The 15,480-nt window shown below is 57.2% G+C and carries 14 protein-coding genes; 5 read left to right on the forward strand and 9 right to left on the reverse strand.

Annotated elements, in window-relative coordinates; translation table 11 throughout:
- Positions 1 to 37: 37 nt before the first annotated feature.
- The 5 genes from mglB to EM595_RS11990 form a co-directional block, all read right to left on the reverse strand.
- Positions 38 to 1,033 (reverse strand): galactose/glucose ABC transporter substrate-binding protein MglB, encoded by a 996-nt coding sequence (mglB, locus tag EM595_RS11970; protein WP_067432225.1) that lies wholly within the window; start codon positions 1,031 to 1,033, stop codon positions 38 to 40.
- Positions 1,034 to 1,344: 311 nt separating this feature from the next.
- Complete coding sequence (galS, locus tag EM595_RS11975) at positions 1,345 to 2,385, reverse strand: HTH-type transcriptional regulator GalS (protein ID WP_067432228.1); 1,041 nt, start codon at positions 2,383 to 2,385, stop codon at positions 1,345 to 1,347.
- Positions 2,386 to 2,542: 157 nt separating this feature from the next.
- The gene (gene yeiB, locus EM595_RS11980; RefSeq protein ID WP_067432230.1) at positions 2,543 to 3,700 is read right to left on the reverse strand and encodes a DUF418 domain-containing protein YeiB; all 1,158 of its coding nucleotides are present in this window, start codon (positions 3,698 to 3,700) and stop codon (positions 2,543 to 2,545) included.
- 26 nt (positions 3,701 to 3,726) lie between these two features.
- Entirely contained in the window at positions 3,727 to 4,392 is a 666-nt protein-coding gene (gene folE, locus EM595_RS11985; protein ID WP_067432232.1) for a GTP cyclohydrolase I FolE, read from the reverse strand.
- Positions 4,393 to 4,515: 123 nt separating this feature from the next.
- Positions 4,516 to 5,643: a YbfB/YjiJ family MFS transporter gene (locus EM595_RS11990; RefSeq protein ID WP_067432235.1), complete on the reverse strand. Its 1,128-nt coding sequence runs from the start codon at positions 5,641 to 5,643 to the stop codon at positions 4,516 to 4,518.
- Between the two features lie 128 nt (positions 5,644 to 5,771).
- Here EM595_RS11990 and ptrR point away from each other — a divergent pair, with 128 nt between their 5' ends.
- The 3 genes from ptrR to fghA are packed head-to-tail and all read left to right on the forward strand — an operon-like array spanning position 5,772 to position 8,720.
- Positions 5,772 to 6,683, forward strand: a complete 912-nt coding sequence (gene ptrR / locus EM595_RS11995; protein WP_067432238.1) for a putrescine utilization regulator PtrR — start codon at positions 5,772 to 5,774, stop codon at positions 6,681 to 6,683.
- 56 nt (positions 6,684 to 6,739) lie between these two features.
- Positions 6,740 to 7,867, forward strand: a complete 1,128-nt coding sequence (locus tag EM595_RS12000) for an S-(hydroxymethyl)glutathione dehydrogenase/class III alcohol dehydrogenase (RefSeq protein ID WP_067432241.1) — start codon at positions 6,740 to 6,742, stop codon at positions 7,865 to 7,867.
- A 10-nt stretch (positions 7,868 to 7,877) separates the two neighbouring features.
- Complete coding sequence (gene fghA, locus EM595_RS12005; protein WP_067432244.1) at positions 7,878 to 8,720, forward strand: S-formylglutathione hydrolase; 843 nt, start codon at positions 7,878 to 7,880, stop codon at positions 8,718 to 8,720.
- 101 nt (positions 8,721 to 8,821) lie between these two features.
- On the opposite strand, the gene EM595_RS12010 is transcribed toward fghA, so the two are convergent.
- From EM595_RS12010 to EM595_RS12020, 3 genes are all read right to left on the reverse strand, one after another.
- Positions 8,822 to 10,288, reverse strand: a complete 1,467-nt coding sequence (locus tag EM595_RS12010; protein ID WP_067432247.1) for an amino acid permease — start codon at positions 10,286 to 10,288, stop codon at positions 8,822 to 8,824.
- 129 nt (positions 10,289 to 10,417) lie between these two features.
- Complete coding sequence (gene yieE / locus EM595_RS12015; protein WP_067432250.1) at positions 10,418 to 11,287, reverse strand: DNA-binding transcriptional regulator YeiE; 870 nt, start codon at positions 11,285 to 11,287, stop codon at positions 10,418 to 10,420.
- A gap of 10 nt (positions 11,288 to 11,297) precedes the next feature.
- The gene (locus EM595_RS12020; RefSeq protein ID WP_067432253.1) at positions 11,298 to 11,663 is read right to left on the reverse strand and encodes a YkvA family protein; all 366 of its coding nucleotides are present in this window, start codon (positions 11,661 to 11,663) and stop codon (positions 11,298 to 11,300) included.
- Between the two features lie 102 nt (positions 11,664 to 11,765).
- On the opposite strand from EM595_RS12020, the gene EM595_RS12025 reads away from it, so the two are divergent.
- Both EM595_RS12025 and nfo read left to right on the forward strand, forming a co-directional pair.
- On the forward strand, positions 11,766 to 12,821 hold the full coding sequence (locus EM595_RS12025; protein WP_067432256.1) for a YeiH family putative sulfate export transporter: 1,056 nt from the start codon (positions 11,766 to 11,768) through the stop codon (positions 12,819 to 12,821).
- A 55-nt stretch (positions 12,822 to 12,876) separates the two neighbouring features.
- On the forward strand, positions 12,877 to 13,725 hold the full coding sequence (gene nfo / locus EM595_RS12030) for a deoxyribonuclease IV (protein WP_067432259.1): 849 nt from the start codon (positions 12,877 to 12,879) through the stop codon (positions 13,723 to 13,725).
- A 46-nt stretch (positions 13,726 to 13,771) separates the two neighbouring features.
- On the opposite strand, the gene fruA is transcribed toward nfo, so the two are convergent.
- Positions 13,772 to 15,469, reverse strand: a complete 1,698-nt coding sequence (gene fruA, locus EM595_RS12035; RefSeq protein ID WP_067432262.1) for a PTS fructose transporter subunit IIBC — start codon at positions 15,467 to 15,469, stop codon at positions 13,772 to 13,774.
- Between the last annotated feature and the right edge of the window lie 11 nt (positions 15,470 to 15,480).

A 15,480-nucleotide genomic window follows, 5' to 3' on the forward strand; every position in this document is an offset into this window, starting at 1 on the left:
ACAATAAAGAGCGCGGCCAGTGCCGCGCCCACAGCTTTTATTTAGTGAACTGAGAAAGGTTTTCTTTATCAACCGGCACGTAAGGAACGCGGACGATTTTATTCTCAACTTTAAAGTTGGTTCCCGCAGTGGCTTCTTTGCCATCCGCCAGGTTTTTCGCCATATCCAGCGTCGCTTTTGCCTGGTTAGCCGCATCGTTCAGCACGGTACCGGCCAGCGCACCTGATTTCACTAACGCCAGCGCTTCTGGCAGGGCATCCACACCAAACACCGGAATAGAGGTTTTGTTGTGTGATTTCAGCGCTTCTACCGCACCCATTGCCATCGCATCGTTGTTAGCGATAACCACTTCGATTTTGTTAGCGTTTGGACCAGAGAGCCAGGCGTCCATTTTGTCTTTAGCCTGCGCGGTATCCCACATTGCGGTATCCATCGCCAGCTGCTGGGTTTTCAGGCCATCTTTGTTCAGCGTATCGATAACATATTTGGTACGCGCTTCAGCATCCGGATGACCCGGCTCGCCTTTCAGCAGCACGAACTGGATGGTGCCATCTTTGTTCAGATCCCACGCTGGAGTTGATTTCCAGTGTTTCTCGATCAGCTGGCCCTGGATAATGCCGGACTCTTTAGAATCGGTACCCACGTAGTAAGCTTTGTCATAGCTGGCCAGCACTTTCGCGTTCGGCTCTTTGTTGAAGAACACGATTGGCACGTCGTTGCTGCGCGCTTTATCAACCACTACCGCCGCTGCCGCCGGATCCACCAGGTTAATTGCCAGCGCCTTCACGCCTTTTGCCATCAGCACATCGATCTGGTCGTTCTGTTTGGACTGATCGTTTTGTGAGTCATTCATCAGCAGCTGAATGCCACCCAGGGTTTTCGCTTCTTTTTCAATGTCCTTACGTACCATCGACATGAAGTTATCATCGTATTTGTAGATGGTAACGCCGATACGGGTATCTGCTGCGTGTGCGGTGGCACCAAACATCATGCTGGCAACCAGTGCTGTGAGGGTGAAAACCTTCTTATTCATGGTATCTCCGGGTTTATGCAGGGTATTACGTGGCCCAGCGCATCGCTCTGTGGCCATCTCGCTCGGGCTATCGGTTAAAAACAATGTTAACGTTTGCGTGTTAGGCAACGCCGCCATATTGCCAAGTCAAAAATCGTGACTTCCGTGTTCGATGACGCGTCCTGTAAGAAGTGAACCCTGTTATAGCGAGACCAAAACAGCAGCAAGGGGGGGATTTGCTGCGTTACATTATGTTTCAGTTCGATAAGACGCTGTCATCATAGTGAGCAGCATGTTAATTAACTGTGAATCTGTTCACAGATTGAAAACGGTTACATGGATGATTCGCTCGGATTAGTGACCGGCTCCACATTTTGCCGTGCCGCCACTGAATGACGGCGCACCAGCGTCGGCATAAAGCAGTGCTGAGCGTTAGGATCAAGCTCACCAGCCGCCCCTTTCAGCGCCAGCTCCGTCGCCAGTTTTGCCATAGAAACAATGGGATAGCGCACGGTGGTAAGCTGTGGATCGGTGTAACGAGAAATAGGAATGTCATCGAAGCCAATCACCGAGCAGTGCTGTGGCACCTGAATACCGTTATCTTTCAGCGCGGTAAGTGCGCCAGCTGCCATGCTGTCGTTGTAAGCAAAAATCGCCGTGAGATGCAGATTACGTCCCAGTAGCTCAACCATCGCCGCTTCTCCGCCCTGCATATCAGGCTCGCCGTGCGCCACCCAGGCCTCTGGCGGCGTCAACTGATGCTCGTGCATCGCCTGACGCCAGCCTTCACGGCGCTGCGCGTTATCTTCAATGATATGGCTGGAGCCGAGGAAACCGATGCGCTGATGGCCCTGCTGTAACAGCATGCGCGTAGCGCTCAGCGCGCCACTGATGTTATCCAGACAGACGCAGCGATGCGCATAGCCGGGCACCACACGGTTAATCAGCACCATGCCGGGCACCTGATCCATGAACTCAGCCAGCTCGGCGTCTGAAAGCGTTTTCGCATGCACAATAAGCGCGTTGCAGCGCTGCCGAATCAACACTTCAATAGCATGACGCTCCTTCTCTTCCTGGTGCCAGGAATTAGTAATGAGCGTGTGCTTGGAGACCTGCTGCGCAACGTTGTCCACTGCCTTAACCAGCGCGCCGAAGAAGGGATCGGAGACATCCATCACCACCACGCCGATGGTGTCGCTGACCTGAGTGGCCAGCGCCTGGGCGTTGGCGTTAGGGCGATAGCCGAGCTGAGCCACCGCCTGTTGTACCGATTCCCGCGTCTCCGGCGTCACCGCGCTGCTGTGGTTGAGAACGCGCGACACCGTTGCCACTGATACGCCGGCCTGACGTGCTACATCACGAATTGTGATCATGATTGATCACCACTGAAGGAAAAAGGCATATGCATAGGACACCAGAAAGTAGGCTTTACCCTATTCTGACAGGCTCCGCCGCCGCGCAGCGTGAATCAGGTCACATCACTGAAAGCGGTTACATACAATTCTGTAACCTTTGTGATGCCGGTCATTATCAGTTGCGGGGAGAGAGCTGGCGTTTACGGGCGGAAAGTTGGGTAAGCTGTCGCCACAGCCATTCCACCGGTCCCTGGGCAAAAAAGCGCAGCCAGAGCAGTGAGAAGAGGATATTAATCAGCCAGATAACCGGCACGATAGCCAGCAGCTCCAGGCGGTCAAACTGCATGAACAGGCCAAAACGGTAGAATAAGGTGGTACAGATCAGCGTCTGTAGCAGGTAATTACTCAGCGCCATGCGGCCGACTTTGCCGATTGCCTGGCTCAACTGCCAGTGGGAGATCTGCGGCCAGAAGCCGTAGCATAGCGCGGCATAGCCCAGGCTCTGTAACGGGCTGGCGAGATCGCGCGGTGCCTGCAGATAAAACGCCGTCCAGCGAAATTCCCACTGCAGATGCCATTGCAACGCCACCGCCGGCAACTCAATCAGCCAGCCTGCCGCGGTCAACCACAGCGCAGCGCGGCGATAATGCTGTACGCTGAACTGGCCCTGTAGCCAGCCATTGCGCATCAGCGCGGCGCCAATCATCATGGTGCCAGCCAGCTGCCAGCCATACTGTGACGCCAGCGCCATCAGGCCGGACGAGAGATGATCCAGGCGATTTTCGACCGCCAGCCAGCCGCCGGAGAGTTTCCACTGGGTTTCATACTGAATATTTGCCGCACCCGGCAGCCAGGATGTTCCCGGCTCATGCTGCGAAATTGAACCAAACACCAGCAGCACGCCGACGCCTACCAGATAGAGCAGAATGCCGGTATTGAGCAAAGTGCGCGAAGATGGAACGTCGCGAATAATACGCCAGACCACCAGTCCCACCAGCGCGTAATCAAGCAGGATATCGCCGGTCCACAGCAATACGCCATGCGCGAAGCCAAACAGTAGCAGCCAGCTCAATCGCGCCTGTAGCCAGCCGGAGCCGCGCGACAGCTGAAGTTGCAAGCCGGCGCCAAACAACAGGGCAAATAAGGTGAGGAATTTAAGCTGTGCCAGCCAGTCAAGGATCGCCCAGGTCCAGCTGTCGCGCAGTGAAGGCGTGCCGTTCCAGCCGGGATTGATATAGGCCGCATCGGGCAGGCCAAACGCATTGATATTGAGCAGCAGAATGCCCAGGATAGCGAGGCCGCGAATAAAATCCAGCTGATGATAGCGAACCATGCGCGGCCTCCGTTTTACGCCGTTGCTTAACTATGGCGTACGGCGCGTAAAAATTCCTGACGCGTGTTCTGGCTCGATTTAAACAGGCCGCCAAGCGACGTGGTGGTGGTGGCGCTGGTGGCATCTTTTACGCCGCGCGCTTTCACGCAGTAATGCACCGCATCAATCGACACCGCAACGTTATTGGTGCCCAGCAACGTTTGCAGCGCGATCAGGACCTGCTGCGTCAGCCGCTCCTGCACCTGTGGGCGCTGGGCAAAGAACTGCACGATACGGTTGATTTTCGACAGGCCGATCACCTTGTCTTTTGGAATGTAAGCCACGGTCGCTTTGCCATCAATGATCACAAAATGGTGTTCGCAGGTGCTGGTCAGCGTGATATCACGCACCGTCACCATCTCATCCACTTTCATTTTGTTTTCAATCAGGGTGATTTTAGGAAAGTTAGCGTAATCGAGGCCTGAAAACACTTCATCAACATACATTTTTGCGATGCGATGCGGGGTTTCCATTAGGCTGTCATCTTCCAGATCGAGATTGAGCAGCTGCATGATTTCCGTCATATGCCCGGCAATCAGCTGCTTGCGGGTTTCGTCATGCATATCACGGGCAGGCGCGCGCAACGGGGTCTCGAGGCCGCGAGCCAGCAGCGTCTCATGAACCAGGGCAGCTTCACGGCTTAAGATTGTCATTGATGTCTTCTCCGGCAGGTAATGCTCCCGCCGGGTACACCGACGGGCCAAAATTGTCGGCCATATTGTGAAGCAGTCGACCGGCATTATCCAGCAATCGATCCAATCGGCGATGAAACCTTTTCATGCCGTACGCCGCCACACCAGCGCGCCAGCCAGCAACAGCCCTGCCCCGGCAACATAGAGTGCCGGTTCCAGCCGGTGAGTGAGCAGCGTGGAGATCGAGGAGACCAGCGGACCACCCAGCTGGCCGATGGCGTAACCGGTGGTTAACAGCCCGGCGAGATAGCGGCTATGCGCCGGTGCCAGTTCGCGGCCGCACTGCAACGCCAGCGGTACCACGTTGAGAAAGCCGCCGCCCACCAGCAGCGCGCCGGTGAGCAGACCGGCAAAACCCGGCAGCAGATCGGCGGCGAAAACGCCCAACGCCTGCAGCCACAGGGTTACCGCCAGTCGACGATGCGTCAGCCCACGATGGCGGGTAAGAATGCCGAGCAGAATACCCACTGCCGCGGCGCCGCCAAACAGCGGCCAGACGAACTGCGCGACGTTGCTACCGGGAAAGCGGCTGGCGGCCATCTGCGACAGAAAAGTTGCGGGCAAAATATAACCAAATCCCGCCAGGCTGTAGCTCAGCACCAGCTTTTTCAGATTCCCGTTCAGTTGTAGCGGCGCAGGTTGCTGCTCGGGCCGGTGTAGCTCGCCGCGGCGTGGCAGGAAGCGCACGATGCCTGCCATCAGCAGCAGCGCCATGACGCCATACGCCAGCCAGGCAACGGCGGCGCTAACGCCCCAGGCGTGTAATAGCACCGCCAGCATGCCGCTGACAAAGATACCAATGCCCGGCCCGGCAAACACCGCTACCGCCAGACGAACACGTCCTTGCGACAGCAGCTGTTCATTGCTCCAGGCGGCGATCAAGACCATCACCCAACCGCTGGCGCAGCCGAGTAAAAACCGCAGCAGGCCATGCAGCCACGCGTGTTGCGCCACGGCTGAAAGTAATGTCAGCAGCACCGCGGCCCAGATGCCGACGTGCAATCGCCACTCGACCCGCGTTTTCGCGCGCATGGCATCCCAGGAACCACACAGGTAACCGAGATAGTTGATGGCCGCCACCACGCTGGCGCTGGTCAGCGTCAGCTGATGTTCGGCGATCATCAATGGCACCTGCGGCGTATAGGCAAAGCGCCCTATTCCCATCGCCACCATCAACGATAAAAAAGCGCTCAACGCCACTTTTATTGTCATCCTCTGCTCCTGCCTGCGCGCCGTCTGGTGATGACCCGCTAAGATTAATCATTGCCAGCATCATGCATGGCGGTTAAAATCTCTTAAAGTGAATAATTAAGACCAACTTGCTCACGCGGAGAGAATAGATGGATTTTGTACAGTTGCGCATGTTCTGTTCCGTAGCGGAAACCGGCTCGCTGGCGCGCTCCGCAGAATTGCTGCATCGCGTGCCGTCTAATCTCACCACGCGCCTGCGCCAGTTGGAAGAGGAGATTGGCACCGATCTGTTTATTCGTGAGAAGCAGCGGCTGCGCCTTTCTCCCATGGGACATAACTTCCTGAACTATGCACAGCGTATCCTGGCACTGAGCGACGAGGCGCTGAATATGGCGCGCGCCGGTGAGCCCGGCGGGCCGTTTCATCTTGGCGCCATGGAAAGCACCGCCGCCACCCGTTTGCCGGGTCTGCTGGCATCGTTTCATCAGCGCTATCCCACGGTGACGCTCTCGCTGGTCACCGGCACCTCCGGCGAGATTATCGCCAAAGTGCGCGAAGGCACGCTGGCGGCGGCGCTGGTCGATGGTCCGGTGCGCTACGATGAGCTGAATGGCTGCATCTCTTATCACGAGCAGATGGTTCTGGTGACCAGCGCCGATCATGCGCCGGTGCTGAGTCCACAGGATGCACGGCACGACATGCTGTTTGCCTTTGGCAGTAGCTGCTCTTATCGCCAGCGGCTGGAGGCGTGGTTTCGTGACGCTGGCGTACAGCCCGCGGGCGTTACTGAAATTCAGTCTTATCACGCCATGATGGCCTGCGTGGCGGCCGGTGGCGGGCTGGCCATGATGACCAGCTCGGTGCTGGCGCTGATGCCGGATCGCGATCGTCTACGTGTGCATCCCCTGCCACCGCCGTTGGATCAATCCAGCACCTGGCTGATCTGGCGCCGCGACGCGTTCACCGCCAACGTGGAAGCACTGAAATACCTGATTATTGAGCAGTTTGATGACAAGCCTGAAAACGACGAATTAATGCATCCGTTACCGACACACGAGTAACCCAAAACTGGGCAGGTGAGCACTCATCTGCATCACGCCATAAAGAGGATTATAAAATGGAAATGATTAAAACCCGTGCCGCTGTTGCCTGGGCCGCTGGTGAGCCGCTGAAAATTGAAGAAGTTGATCTGATGCCACCGCAAAAAGGCGAAGTGCTGGTGCGCATCGTCGCCACCGGCGTCTGCCATACCGATGCCTACACGCTGTCTGGTAAAGATCCGGAAGGCGTATTTCCGGCCATTCTCGGCCACGAAGGCGGTGGTATTGTGGAAGCCGTTGGCGAAGGCGTTACCAGCGTTGAGGTTGGCGATCATGTGATTCCGCTTTATACCCCGGAATGCGGCAAGTGTAAGTATTGTTTGTCTGGCAAAACCAACCTGTGCCAGGCGATTCGCACCACGCAGGGCAAAGGATTGATGCCCGACGGCACCACACGCTTTTATAAAGATGGTAAACCGATTTTCCACTATATGGGCACCTCTACTTTCTCTGAATACACCGTAATTCCGGAAATCTCGCTGGCGAAAATCAGCAAAGAGGCGCCGCTGGAAGAAGTGTGCCTGCTCGGCTGTGGCGTGACCACCGGCATGGGCGCGGTGATGAACACGGCCAAAGTGAAAGAAGGCGATACCGTGGCCATTTTTGGTCTCGGCGGCATCGGTCTCTCCGCGGTTATCGGCGCGAAAATGGCCAAAGCGGGCCGTATCATCGCTATCGATATCAACACCAGCAAGTTCGATTTGGCACGCAAGCTGGGCGCGACCGACCTGGTCAATCCAAAGGATTACGACAAGCCGATTCAGGAAGTGATAATTGAGATGACCGACGGCGGCGTGGATTTCTCTTTTGAGTGTATCGGCAACGTGAACGTGATGCGTTCGGCGCTGGAGTGCTGCCACAAGGGCTGGGGCGAATCGGTAATCATCGGCGTAGCGGGTTCAGGCGAAGAGATTTCGACGCGTCCTTTCCAGCTGGTGACCGGTCGCGTCTGGCGCGGATCCGCATTTGGCGGCGTGAAAGGCCGTTCGCAGCTGCCGGGCATCGTCCAGGATTACCTCGACGGTAAATTCCAGCTCAACGACTTTATTACCCACAACATGCCGCTGGAAGAGATCAACGACGCCTTTGACCTGATGCACGATGGCAAGTCAATCCGTTCCGTGGTGCATTTCACCAAATCATAAGGAAGAGAGCATGCCATCGACGCTGGAATTACTGGAAGAGCATCGTCTGTTTGGCGGCTGGCAGCAGCGCTATCAGCACGCTTCGCCGGTGCTGAACTGCACCATGACCTTCAGCATCTTTCTGCCGGAGCCGAAGAGTGACGCGCCACCGCCGGTGCTCTATGTCCTCTCCGGGCTGACTTGCAATGATGAGAATTTCACCACCAAAGCGGGCGCGCAGCGCGTGGCGGCAGAGCTGGGCATTGTGCTGGTGATGGCCGATACCAGCCCGCGCGGTGATGACGTGGCGGACGACGACGGCTACGACCTTGGCAAAGGCGCCGGGTTTTACCTCAATGCCACTCAGGCACCCTGGGATCGTCATTACCGGATGTATGATTACATCAGCGAAGAGCTGCCTGCGCTGATTGCCGACAATTTTAACGTCGGCAAGCGGGCGGCGATTGCCGGACACTCGATGGGCGGCCACGGCGCGCTGATGCTGGCGCTGCGTAACCCGGAGCGTTTTACCTCCGCTTCCGCGCTGGCACCAATTGTGAATCCGTGCGATGTGCCCTGGGGAATCAAAGCCTTTAGCCACTATCTTGGCGACGATCGTTCACAATGGCTGCAATATGACAGCTGCTGGTTGATGCGTCAGGCGCAACAGCAGGTGCCGATGCTGATCGATCAGGGCGACAGCGATCAGTTTCTGGCTGACCAGCTGCATCCTGAACGCCTGCAACAGGTGGCTGAAGAAATGGGCTATCCACTGACCGTGCGCATTCAGCCCGGTTATGACCACAGCTATTACTTCATCGCCAGCGTGATTGAAGATCATCTGCGTTTCCACGCCAGCCATCTGTTTGGCTGAGTCTGCGGGGCAGCATCCGACTGCCCCGTCCTCTTTTCCTTTTCTCCCGTGATAAAAAAAAGCACGCCGTGGCGTGCTTTCTTTTATCTGACGGCTATCGCTTAGCGATCGAGGCCAGGAAACTCCATCTGGTTATATTTCACAAAGCGCGTTTTACGCACCAGCTTGTAGCCAAACCAGATAATCAGGAAGACCGGGATGCCAATATAGGTCGCGGTTACGCCATACCAGTCAATGCGATCCGCCAGGAAAGCCTGGTAATTCTGCCCAAGGGTAATCAACAGGCAAAGCACGAAGGCGAAAATTGGCCCCAGTGGAAACAGCGTCGAACGGTATGGCAGGCTGGCCAGATCGTGGCCCTGTTTTACAAAGCCGCGACGGAAGCGATAGTGGCTGATGGCGATGCCCAACCAGGCGATAAAGCCGGTCATGCCTGACGTATTCAGCAGCCACAAATAGACATCCTGATTGCCAAATTTGGAGGTCAGGAAGCAGAGTCCGGCGACTACCGTGGTGGCATACAGCGCGTTACGCGGCACGCCGCCTTTGGAAAGTTTGGCGAACACGCGTGGCGCTTTGCCTTCTCGCGCCAGCGTAAACAGCATACGCGTTGAGGCGTACATGCCGGAGTTACCGGCTGACAGCACCGCGGTCAGGATCACCGCGTTCATGATCGCCGCAGCAGAAAGCAGGCCAGCATGCTGAAATACCAGGGTAAACGGGCTGACGCTGATATCTTTGATGTCGTTGCGCAGTAATTTAGGATCGGTATAAGGCAGAATCAGGCTAATGATCAGAATGGCGAGGATATAAAACAGCAGGATACGCCAGAACACCTGACGCACCGCACGGGGAATATTTTTTTCCGGCTCTTCCGATTCGCCCGCGGCAATACCAATTAGTTCGGTGCCCTGGAATGAAAAGCCGGCGATCATCGCCACGCCAATCATCGCCGAGAAGCCGCCAGCAAAAGGCGCATCGCCAATCTGCCAGTTGTGCCAGCCCGCCTGTTCGCCACCGCGCAGAATGCCGAGGATCATGGCGACGCCAATGACGATAAAAATCACCACGGTGGCAACCTTGATCAGCGAGAACCAGTATTCCGCCTCGCCAAAGCCTTTTACCGAAATGTAGTTAAGCAGGAACATCAGACAAAGAAACAGCGCGCTCCAGATCCAGCCGGGGGTATCGGGGAACCAGTAGGCCATCAGCAATTGTGAGGCGACCAGCTCTACCGCAATGGTCACGGCCCAGTTGTACCAGTAGTTCCATCCCAGTGCGAAGCCGAAGCCCTCTTCCACATACTTTGAGCCGTAGGTGGAAAACGAACCGGCTACCGGCATAAAGGCGGCGAGTTCGCCAAGGCTGGTCATCAGAAAATAGACCATCAGGCCAATCAGCGCGTAAGAGAGCAGCGCGCCGCCGGGGCCAGCCTGGGAAATGGTGGCGCCCGAGGCGACAAACAGGCCGGTGCCAATCGAGCCACCAATGGCAATCATGGTTAAATGACGCGCTTTTAATTCGCGTCGAAGCGCAGGTTGTTGTGTTGTTTTTTTGTCTTCAGGCATGTGCAAACGCTGCTATAAGAAAAAATGAGGCGAGATTGTAGCAACTCATCCCGCTCTGTATAGCGATAACGCGAGGTTATAAGTTACGTTCATGATGACGCAGAAATTATTAGCGGCCGTCCGGCCGCCTTACGCTTCGGTACAATAAGAGAGAAAGCGACTCAGCGCTTTAGAGATATGTTTCTGCCGATGATGGATGCGATACAGCGTGCGCGACAGCCGGGGAAACGGCAGCGTCAGCTCAACCAGCGTGCCCGCTTCCAGCTGGTCGGCAATGACCCGGCGCGATAAACAGCTAATGCCCATGCCGTGGCGAACCGCATGCTTGATCGCTTCGGAGTTGCCCAGCTCCATCGCCAGCTCGAACTGCGGCAGATGGGACAACAGCAGATAATCGACGATTTCCCGCGTGCCGGAACCGCGTTCGCGCAGGATCCACGGCGCACTCCCCAGGCTCTCTGCGGTGATCGGGCCTGACAGAATCGGCGCATCCGGCGCGGCAAATACCACCAGCTCATCTTCCAGCCACGGCTCGCTGACCAGTTCGCTGACGTGACAGGGCCCTTCAATCAGCCCGACGTCAACGCGAAAATCGGCCACGGCGTGAATCACATCCTGGCTGTTGCCAACGCTCAGCTCCAGCGGCAAACGTGGAAAATCGCGCCGATAACGCGCCATCATCGCAGGTAACAGATAGTTGCCGATGGTGCTGCTGGCGGAAATACGGATCGCCCCGTTGTCTTCCTGAAACAGCTGTTGGATTTCGGTGGCCTGTTCCAGCAGCCCCACGGCGCGCGGATAGAGCAGTCGGCCATGTTCGTTGACCACCAGCCGTTTGCCCACGCGATCAAACAGCTGAACGCCCAGCTGCCCTTCCAGGTCGGCCAGCGCAGCGCTGACCGCCGACTGCGACAGCGCCAGCACCTGTGAGGCCTGCGTCGTCGAGCCGCTCTTCAGCACTTCGCTGAATACTTCGATTTGTCGCAAGGTAATGTGCATGTGTGCTCCGCTATCGTTGCAGCAGCCAGACGGTTGCCGCCAGCCAGATGATCACCAGCAGCAAACAGCCGCCGCCGAGTTTTTTCCCGCTGGCACGCTGGGCCGCCAGCCGCTGTTGCCCCGCCAGCTTCACGTCAGCGGGCAACAGACGCAGCAGCAGCATCATACCGGTCGGCAAAATCACCGCGTCATCCATCAGACCCAACAACGGAATCACATCGGGTACCAGATCGATCGGGCTGATGCCGTAACAGGCCAGCGCCACGGCGGCCGCTTTTTGCCACCACGGCGTGCGCGGATCGCGGCAGGCATACCAGAGTAAAAACATATCGCGCTTGAGGAAACTGGCCCAGCGCCGCAGACGTCTCACCATCATCCCATTTGCCTTATCACTTTTTCAGGTTAATTTTAAATATATAATCAATTTCTCTTTTATACCAGATGCCCTCATCATTCTCCTTACCAACGGGAGGTTATGATGACAACACACACTTTACCGCTAATTTCTCATCACGCTACGCGGCTGCTGCCAGGCCTGGCGCTGGCCGCTGTTATCGCCCTGTTCAGCCAGTGGCTGAGCCAACAGCCCGCGGTCGCCGCGCTGGGATTGGGCGCGCTTACCTTAGCGATCGTCTCGGGTATGCTGCTGGGCAACACGGCTTATCCCGCGCTGGAAACCCACTGTTCGCCCGGCGTGCTGCGCGCCAAACAGACGCTGCTGCGGCTGGGCATTATTCTCTATGGCTTTCGCCTGACGCTGCAGCAAATTGCCGATGTTGGCCTCAGCGGTGTGCTGATTGATCTGCTGACGCTGAGCTCAACCTTTTTGCTCGCCTGCTGGCTTGGCTGCCGACTGCTGAAGCTGGATCGACAAACCAGCTGGCTGATTGGCGCAGGCAGCAGCATCTGCGGTGCAGCGGCGGTGCTGGCCACCGAGCCGGTCGTCAAAGCAGACGGAGCCAAAGTAGCGGTCGCGATCGCCACCGTGGTAATTTTCGGCACGCTGGCCATCTTTCTTTATCCGGCGCTGTGGCCGCTGGTGCAGCATCTCTGGCCCGCCGTGTCGGCCACCGACTATGGCCTGTTTACCGGTTCAACCCTGCACGAAGTGGCGCAGGTAGTGGCGGCGGGTCATGCGATCGGCCCGGAAGCGGAAAACGCGGCGGTGATCGCCAAAATGCTGCGCGTTATGATGCTGGCTCCTTTCCTGCTGTTGTTGGGCGCGTGGATCCGCCGTTCTGCTGCGGCCAGTGCGACGCCGACGCCCATCGCGTTCCCGTGGTTCGCGCTGCTGTTTATCGGCGTGGCGCTGTTTAACTCGCTGCAGCTGTTGCCCGCGTCACTGATCCACGCCCTTACCCAGCTCGATAATCTGCTGCTGGCAATGGCGATGGCGGCGCTGGGCTTAACGACGCGGCTGCGCGATCTGAAACGCGCCGGCCTGCGTCCTCTGGCGCTGGGTCTGCTGCTGTTTTGCTGGCTGGTGCTGGGCGGCGGTGCCATCAATCTGCTGGTGCACCATTTGATGGCCTGAACGCTTCGGTTATGATGGCGCCCCTCACTTGCCAATAACCCACAGGAGAACCGGCATGAAATATATCGGTGCCCACGTCAGCGCCGCCGGTGGCGTGGATCAGGCGGTCATCCGCGCGCATGAGCTGGAGGCCACGGCTTTCGCGCTGTTTACCAAGAATCAACGGCAGTGGCGTGCCGCGCCGCTGAGCACGGAGGTAATTTCCGCGTTTCGCAGTGCCTGCGAACGTTTTAACTATCAGCCGGAGCAGATTCTGCCGCACGACAGCTTTCTGATTAACCTCGGTCATCCTGAAGCCGAGGCGCTGGAGAAATCACGTGCGGCCTTTATCGATGAACTGCAACGCTGTGAGCAGCTCGGATTGACCCTGCTGAACTTTCATCCGGGCAGCCATCTGAATCAGCTCGATGAAGCGCAGTGCCTGCAACGCATCGCCGAGTCGATCAATATCGCGCTGGATAAAACCCAGGGTGTGACCGCGGTGATTGAGAATACTGCAGGCCAGGGCACCAACCTGGGCTTTCGCTTTGAGCAGCTGGCGGCGATTATTGATGGCGTGGAAGATAAATCGCGGGTTGGCGTCTGTATTGATACCTGTCACGCCTTTGCCGGTGGCTATGATCTACGTACCGAAGAGGATTGTGTGGCCACTTTTGCCGAGTTCGAACGCATCGTCGGCTTCAACTATCTACGCGGTATGCACCTTAATGACGCCAAGAGCGCGTTTGCCAGCCGTGTCGATCGTCATCACAGCCTGGGTGAAGGCAATATCGGTAAAACGGTGTTCAGTTGGCTGATGAAGGATGCTCGCTTTGATGGCATTCCGTTGATTCTGGAAACCATCCAGCCAGCGATTTGGCAGGATGAAATTGCCTGGCTGAAGTCGCAGCAGAAAAGCGCGTAATAAAAAAGGCGGCTCCTGGAGCCGCCTTTTCTTTCGCGCAGAAGTATCAGGCTTTCGCCAGTTCCGCTTCCGGACGTTTCAGCACGGCATAGCTGAGACCTGCAATCAGCGTACCGGCGATAATCGCCACCAGATAGCCGACTACCGGCGTAATCGCACCTGGAATCAGCAGCACAAACAGACCGCCATGTGGTGCCATTAGCTTAGCGCCGATTGCCATGGAAACCGCACCGGTTACCGCGCCGCCGACGATACAGCATGGAATCACGCGCATCGGGTCACGAGCGGCAAACGGGATGGCACCTTCAGAGATGAAGCAGAGACCCAGTACCAGCGCCGCCTTGCCCCCTTCCTGCTGCCCTTTGTTAAACTTCCTGCGTGCCACCAGCGTAGCGATACCCATCGCCAGCGGCGGCACCATGCCCGCGGCCATAATAGCGGCCATCGGCGCATAGGTTTGCGAACTGAGCAACCCGACGCCAAACGCGTAAGCCACTTTGTTCACCGGACCACCCATGTCGGTACACATCATGCCACCGAGAATGGCACCCAGCAGCACGGCGTTCGCAGTGCCCATGTTCGCCAGCCAGCCAGTCAGGCCGGTCATGATGCCCGCAACCGGTTTGCCGACCACATAAATCATCAGCAGGCCGGTAATCAAGCTGGCGACCAGCGGAATCACCAGAATCGGCTTCAGCGCCTCCATACTTTGCGGCAGCTTGAGCTTGGTGCTGATCAACTTCGCCGCATAACCCGCTATGAAACCGGCAATGATACCGCCAAGGAAGCCGGCATTAATGCTGGTAGCGATCATGCCGCCAATCAGGCCCGGCGTTAAGCCCGGACGATCGGCAATCGAGAAGGCGATAAAGCCCGCCAGCACTGGCACCATCAACGCAAAGGCGCTGCCACCACCGATTTGCATCAGCGCAGCCGCCAGCGTGCCCGGCTCTTTAAACGCGGTAATACCAAAAGCAAAGGAAAGTGCGATACAGAGACCGCCCGCCACCACCATCGGCAGCATATAAGAAACGCCGGTCAGCAGATGACGATAAGCCCCTGCGCCGCCTTTTTTCTCATCGCTCTGGCTGGCGGATGACTGACCACCCTGCGGCTGATAAGGCTTCGCTTCCGCGACCGCTTTATCCAGTTCCTGTGCGGTTTTCTTCAGCGCCAGACCGGTTGAGGTGCGGTACATCGGCTTGCCGGCAAATTTCGCCAGGTCCACTTCAATATCCGCCGCCACGATCACCAGATCGGCCGCAGCCACTTCTTCTGGCGTAATGGCATTACCTGCGCCTACGGAGCCGCGTGTTTCAACCTTCACCCACCAGCCGCGTTTCGTTGCTTCGCTCTGGATAGCTTCGGCGGCCATAAAGGTGTGCGCCACGCCGGTTGGGCAGGCGGTCACCGCGACAATGCGTTTTTGTGCGTTGGCCGCAGGAGCAGCCGCCACCGTGGCTGGTGCCGCTTCAGCCTGGAAGCTTTTCGCTTCGGCCTTTGCCTTATTAAAGAAGTTTTCCGGTTCGCGCAGCGCTTCGTCCAGGCGACCCAAATAGACTTTCTTACCGTTTAGCGCGGTGTCCTGCGGTATGGCATGACCTGCCACCGCAACCAGCTCGGCTTCAGCCGGGCTGTCGGTTAAGCTCAGACCTGCTTTTTGCGCAGCAGCGGCACCTAACTGTTTCACCATATAGCGGGATGCTTGTCCCAGCGACGGATCGAGAATCAGCAGCGTTTTCATTATACCTCTCC

The sequence above is a fragment of the Duffyella gerundensis genome (genome assembly GCF_001517405.1).
In the GTDB taxonomy this organism is placed as follows: domain Bacteria; phylum Pseudomonadota; class Gammaproteobacteria; order Enterobacterales; family Enterobacteriaceae; genus Duffyella; species Duffyella gerundensis.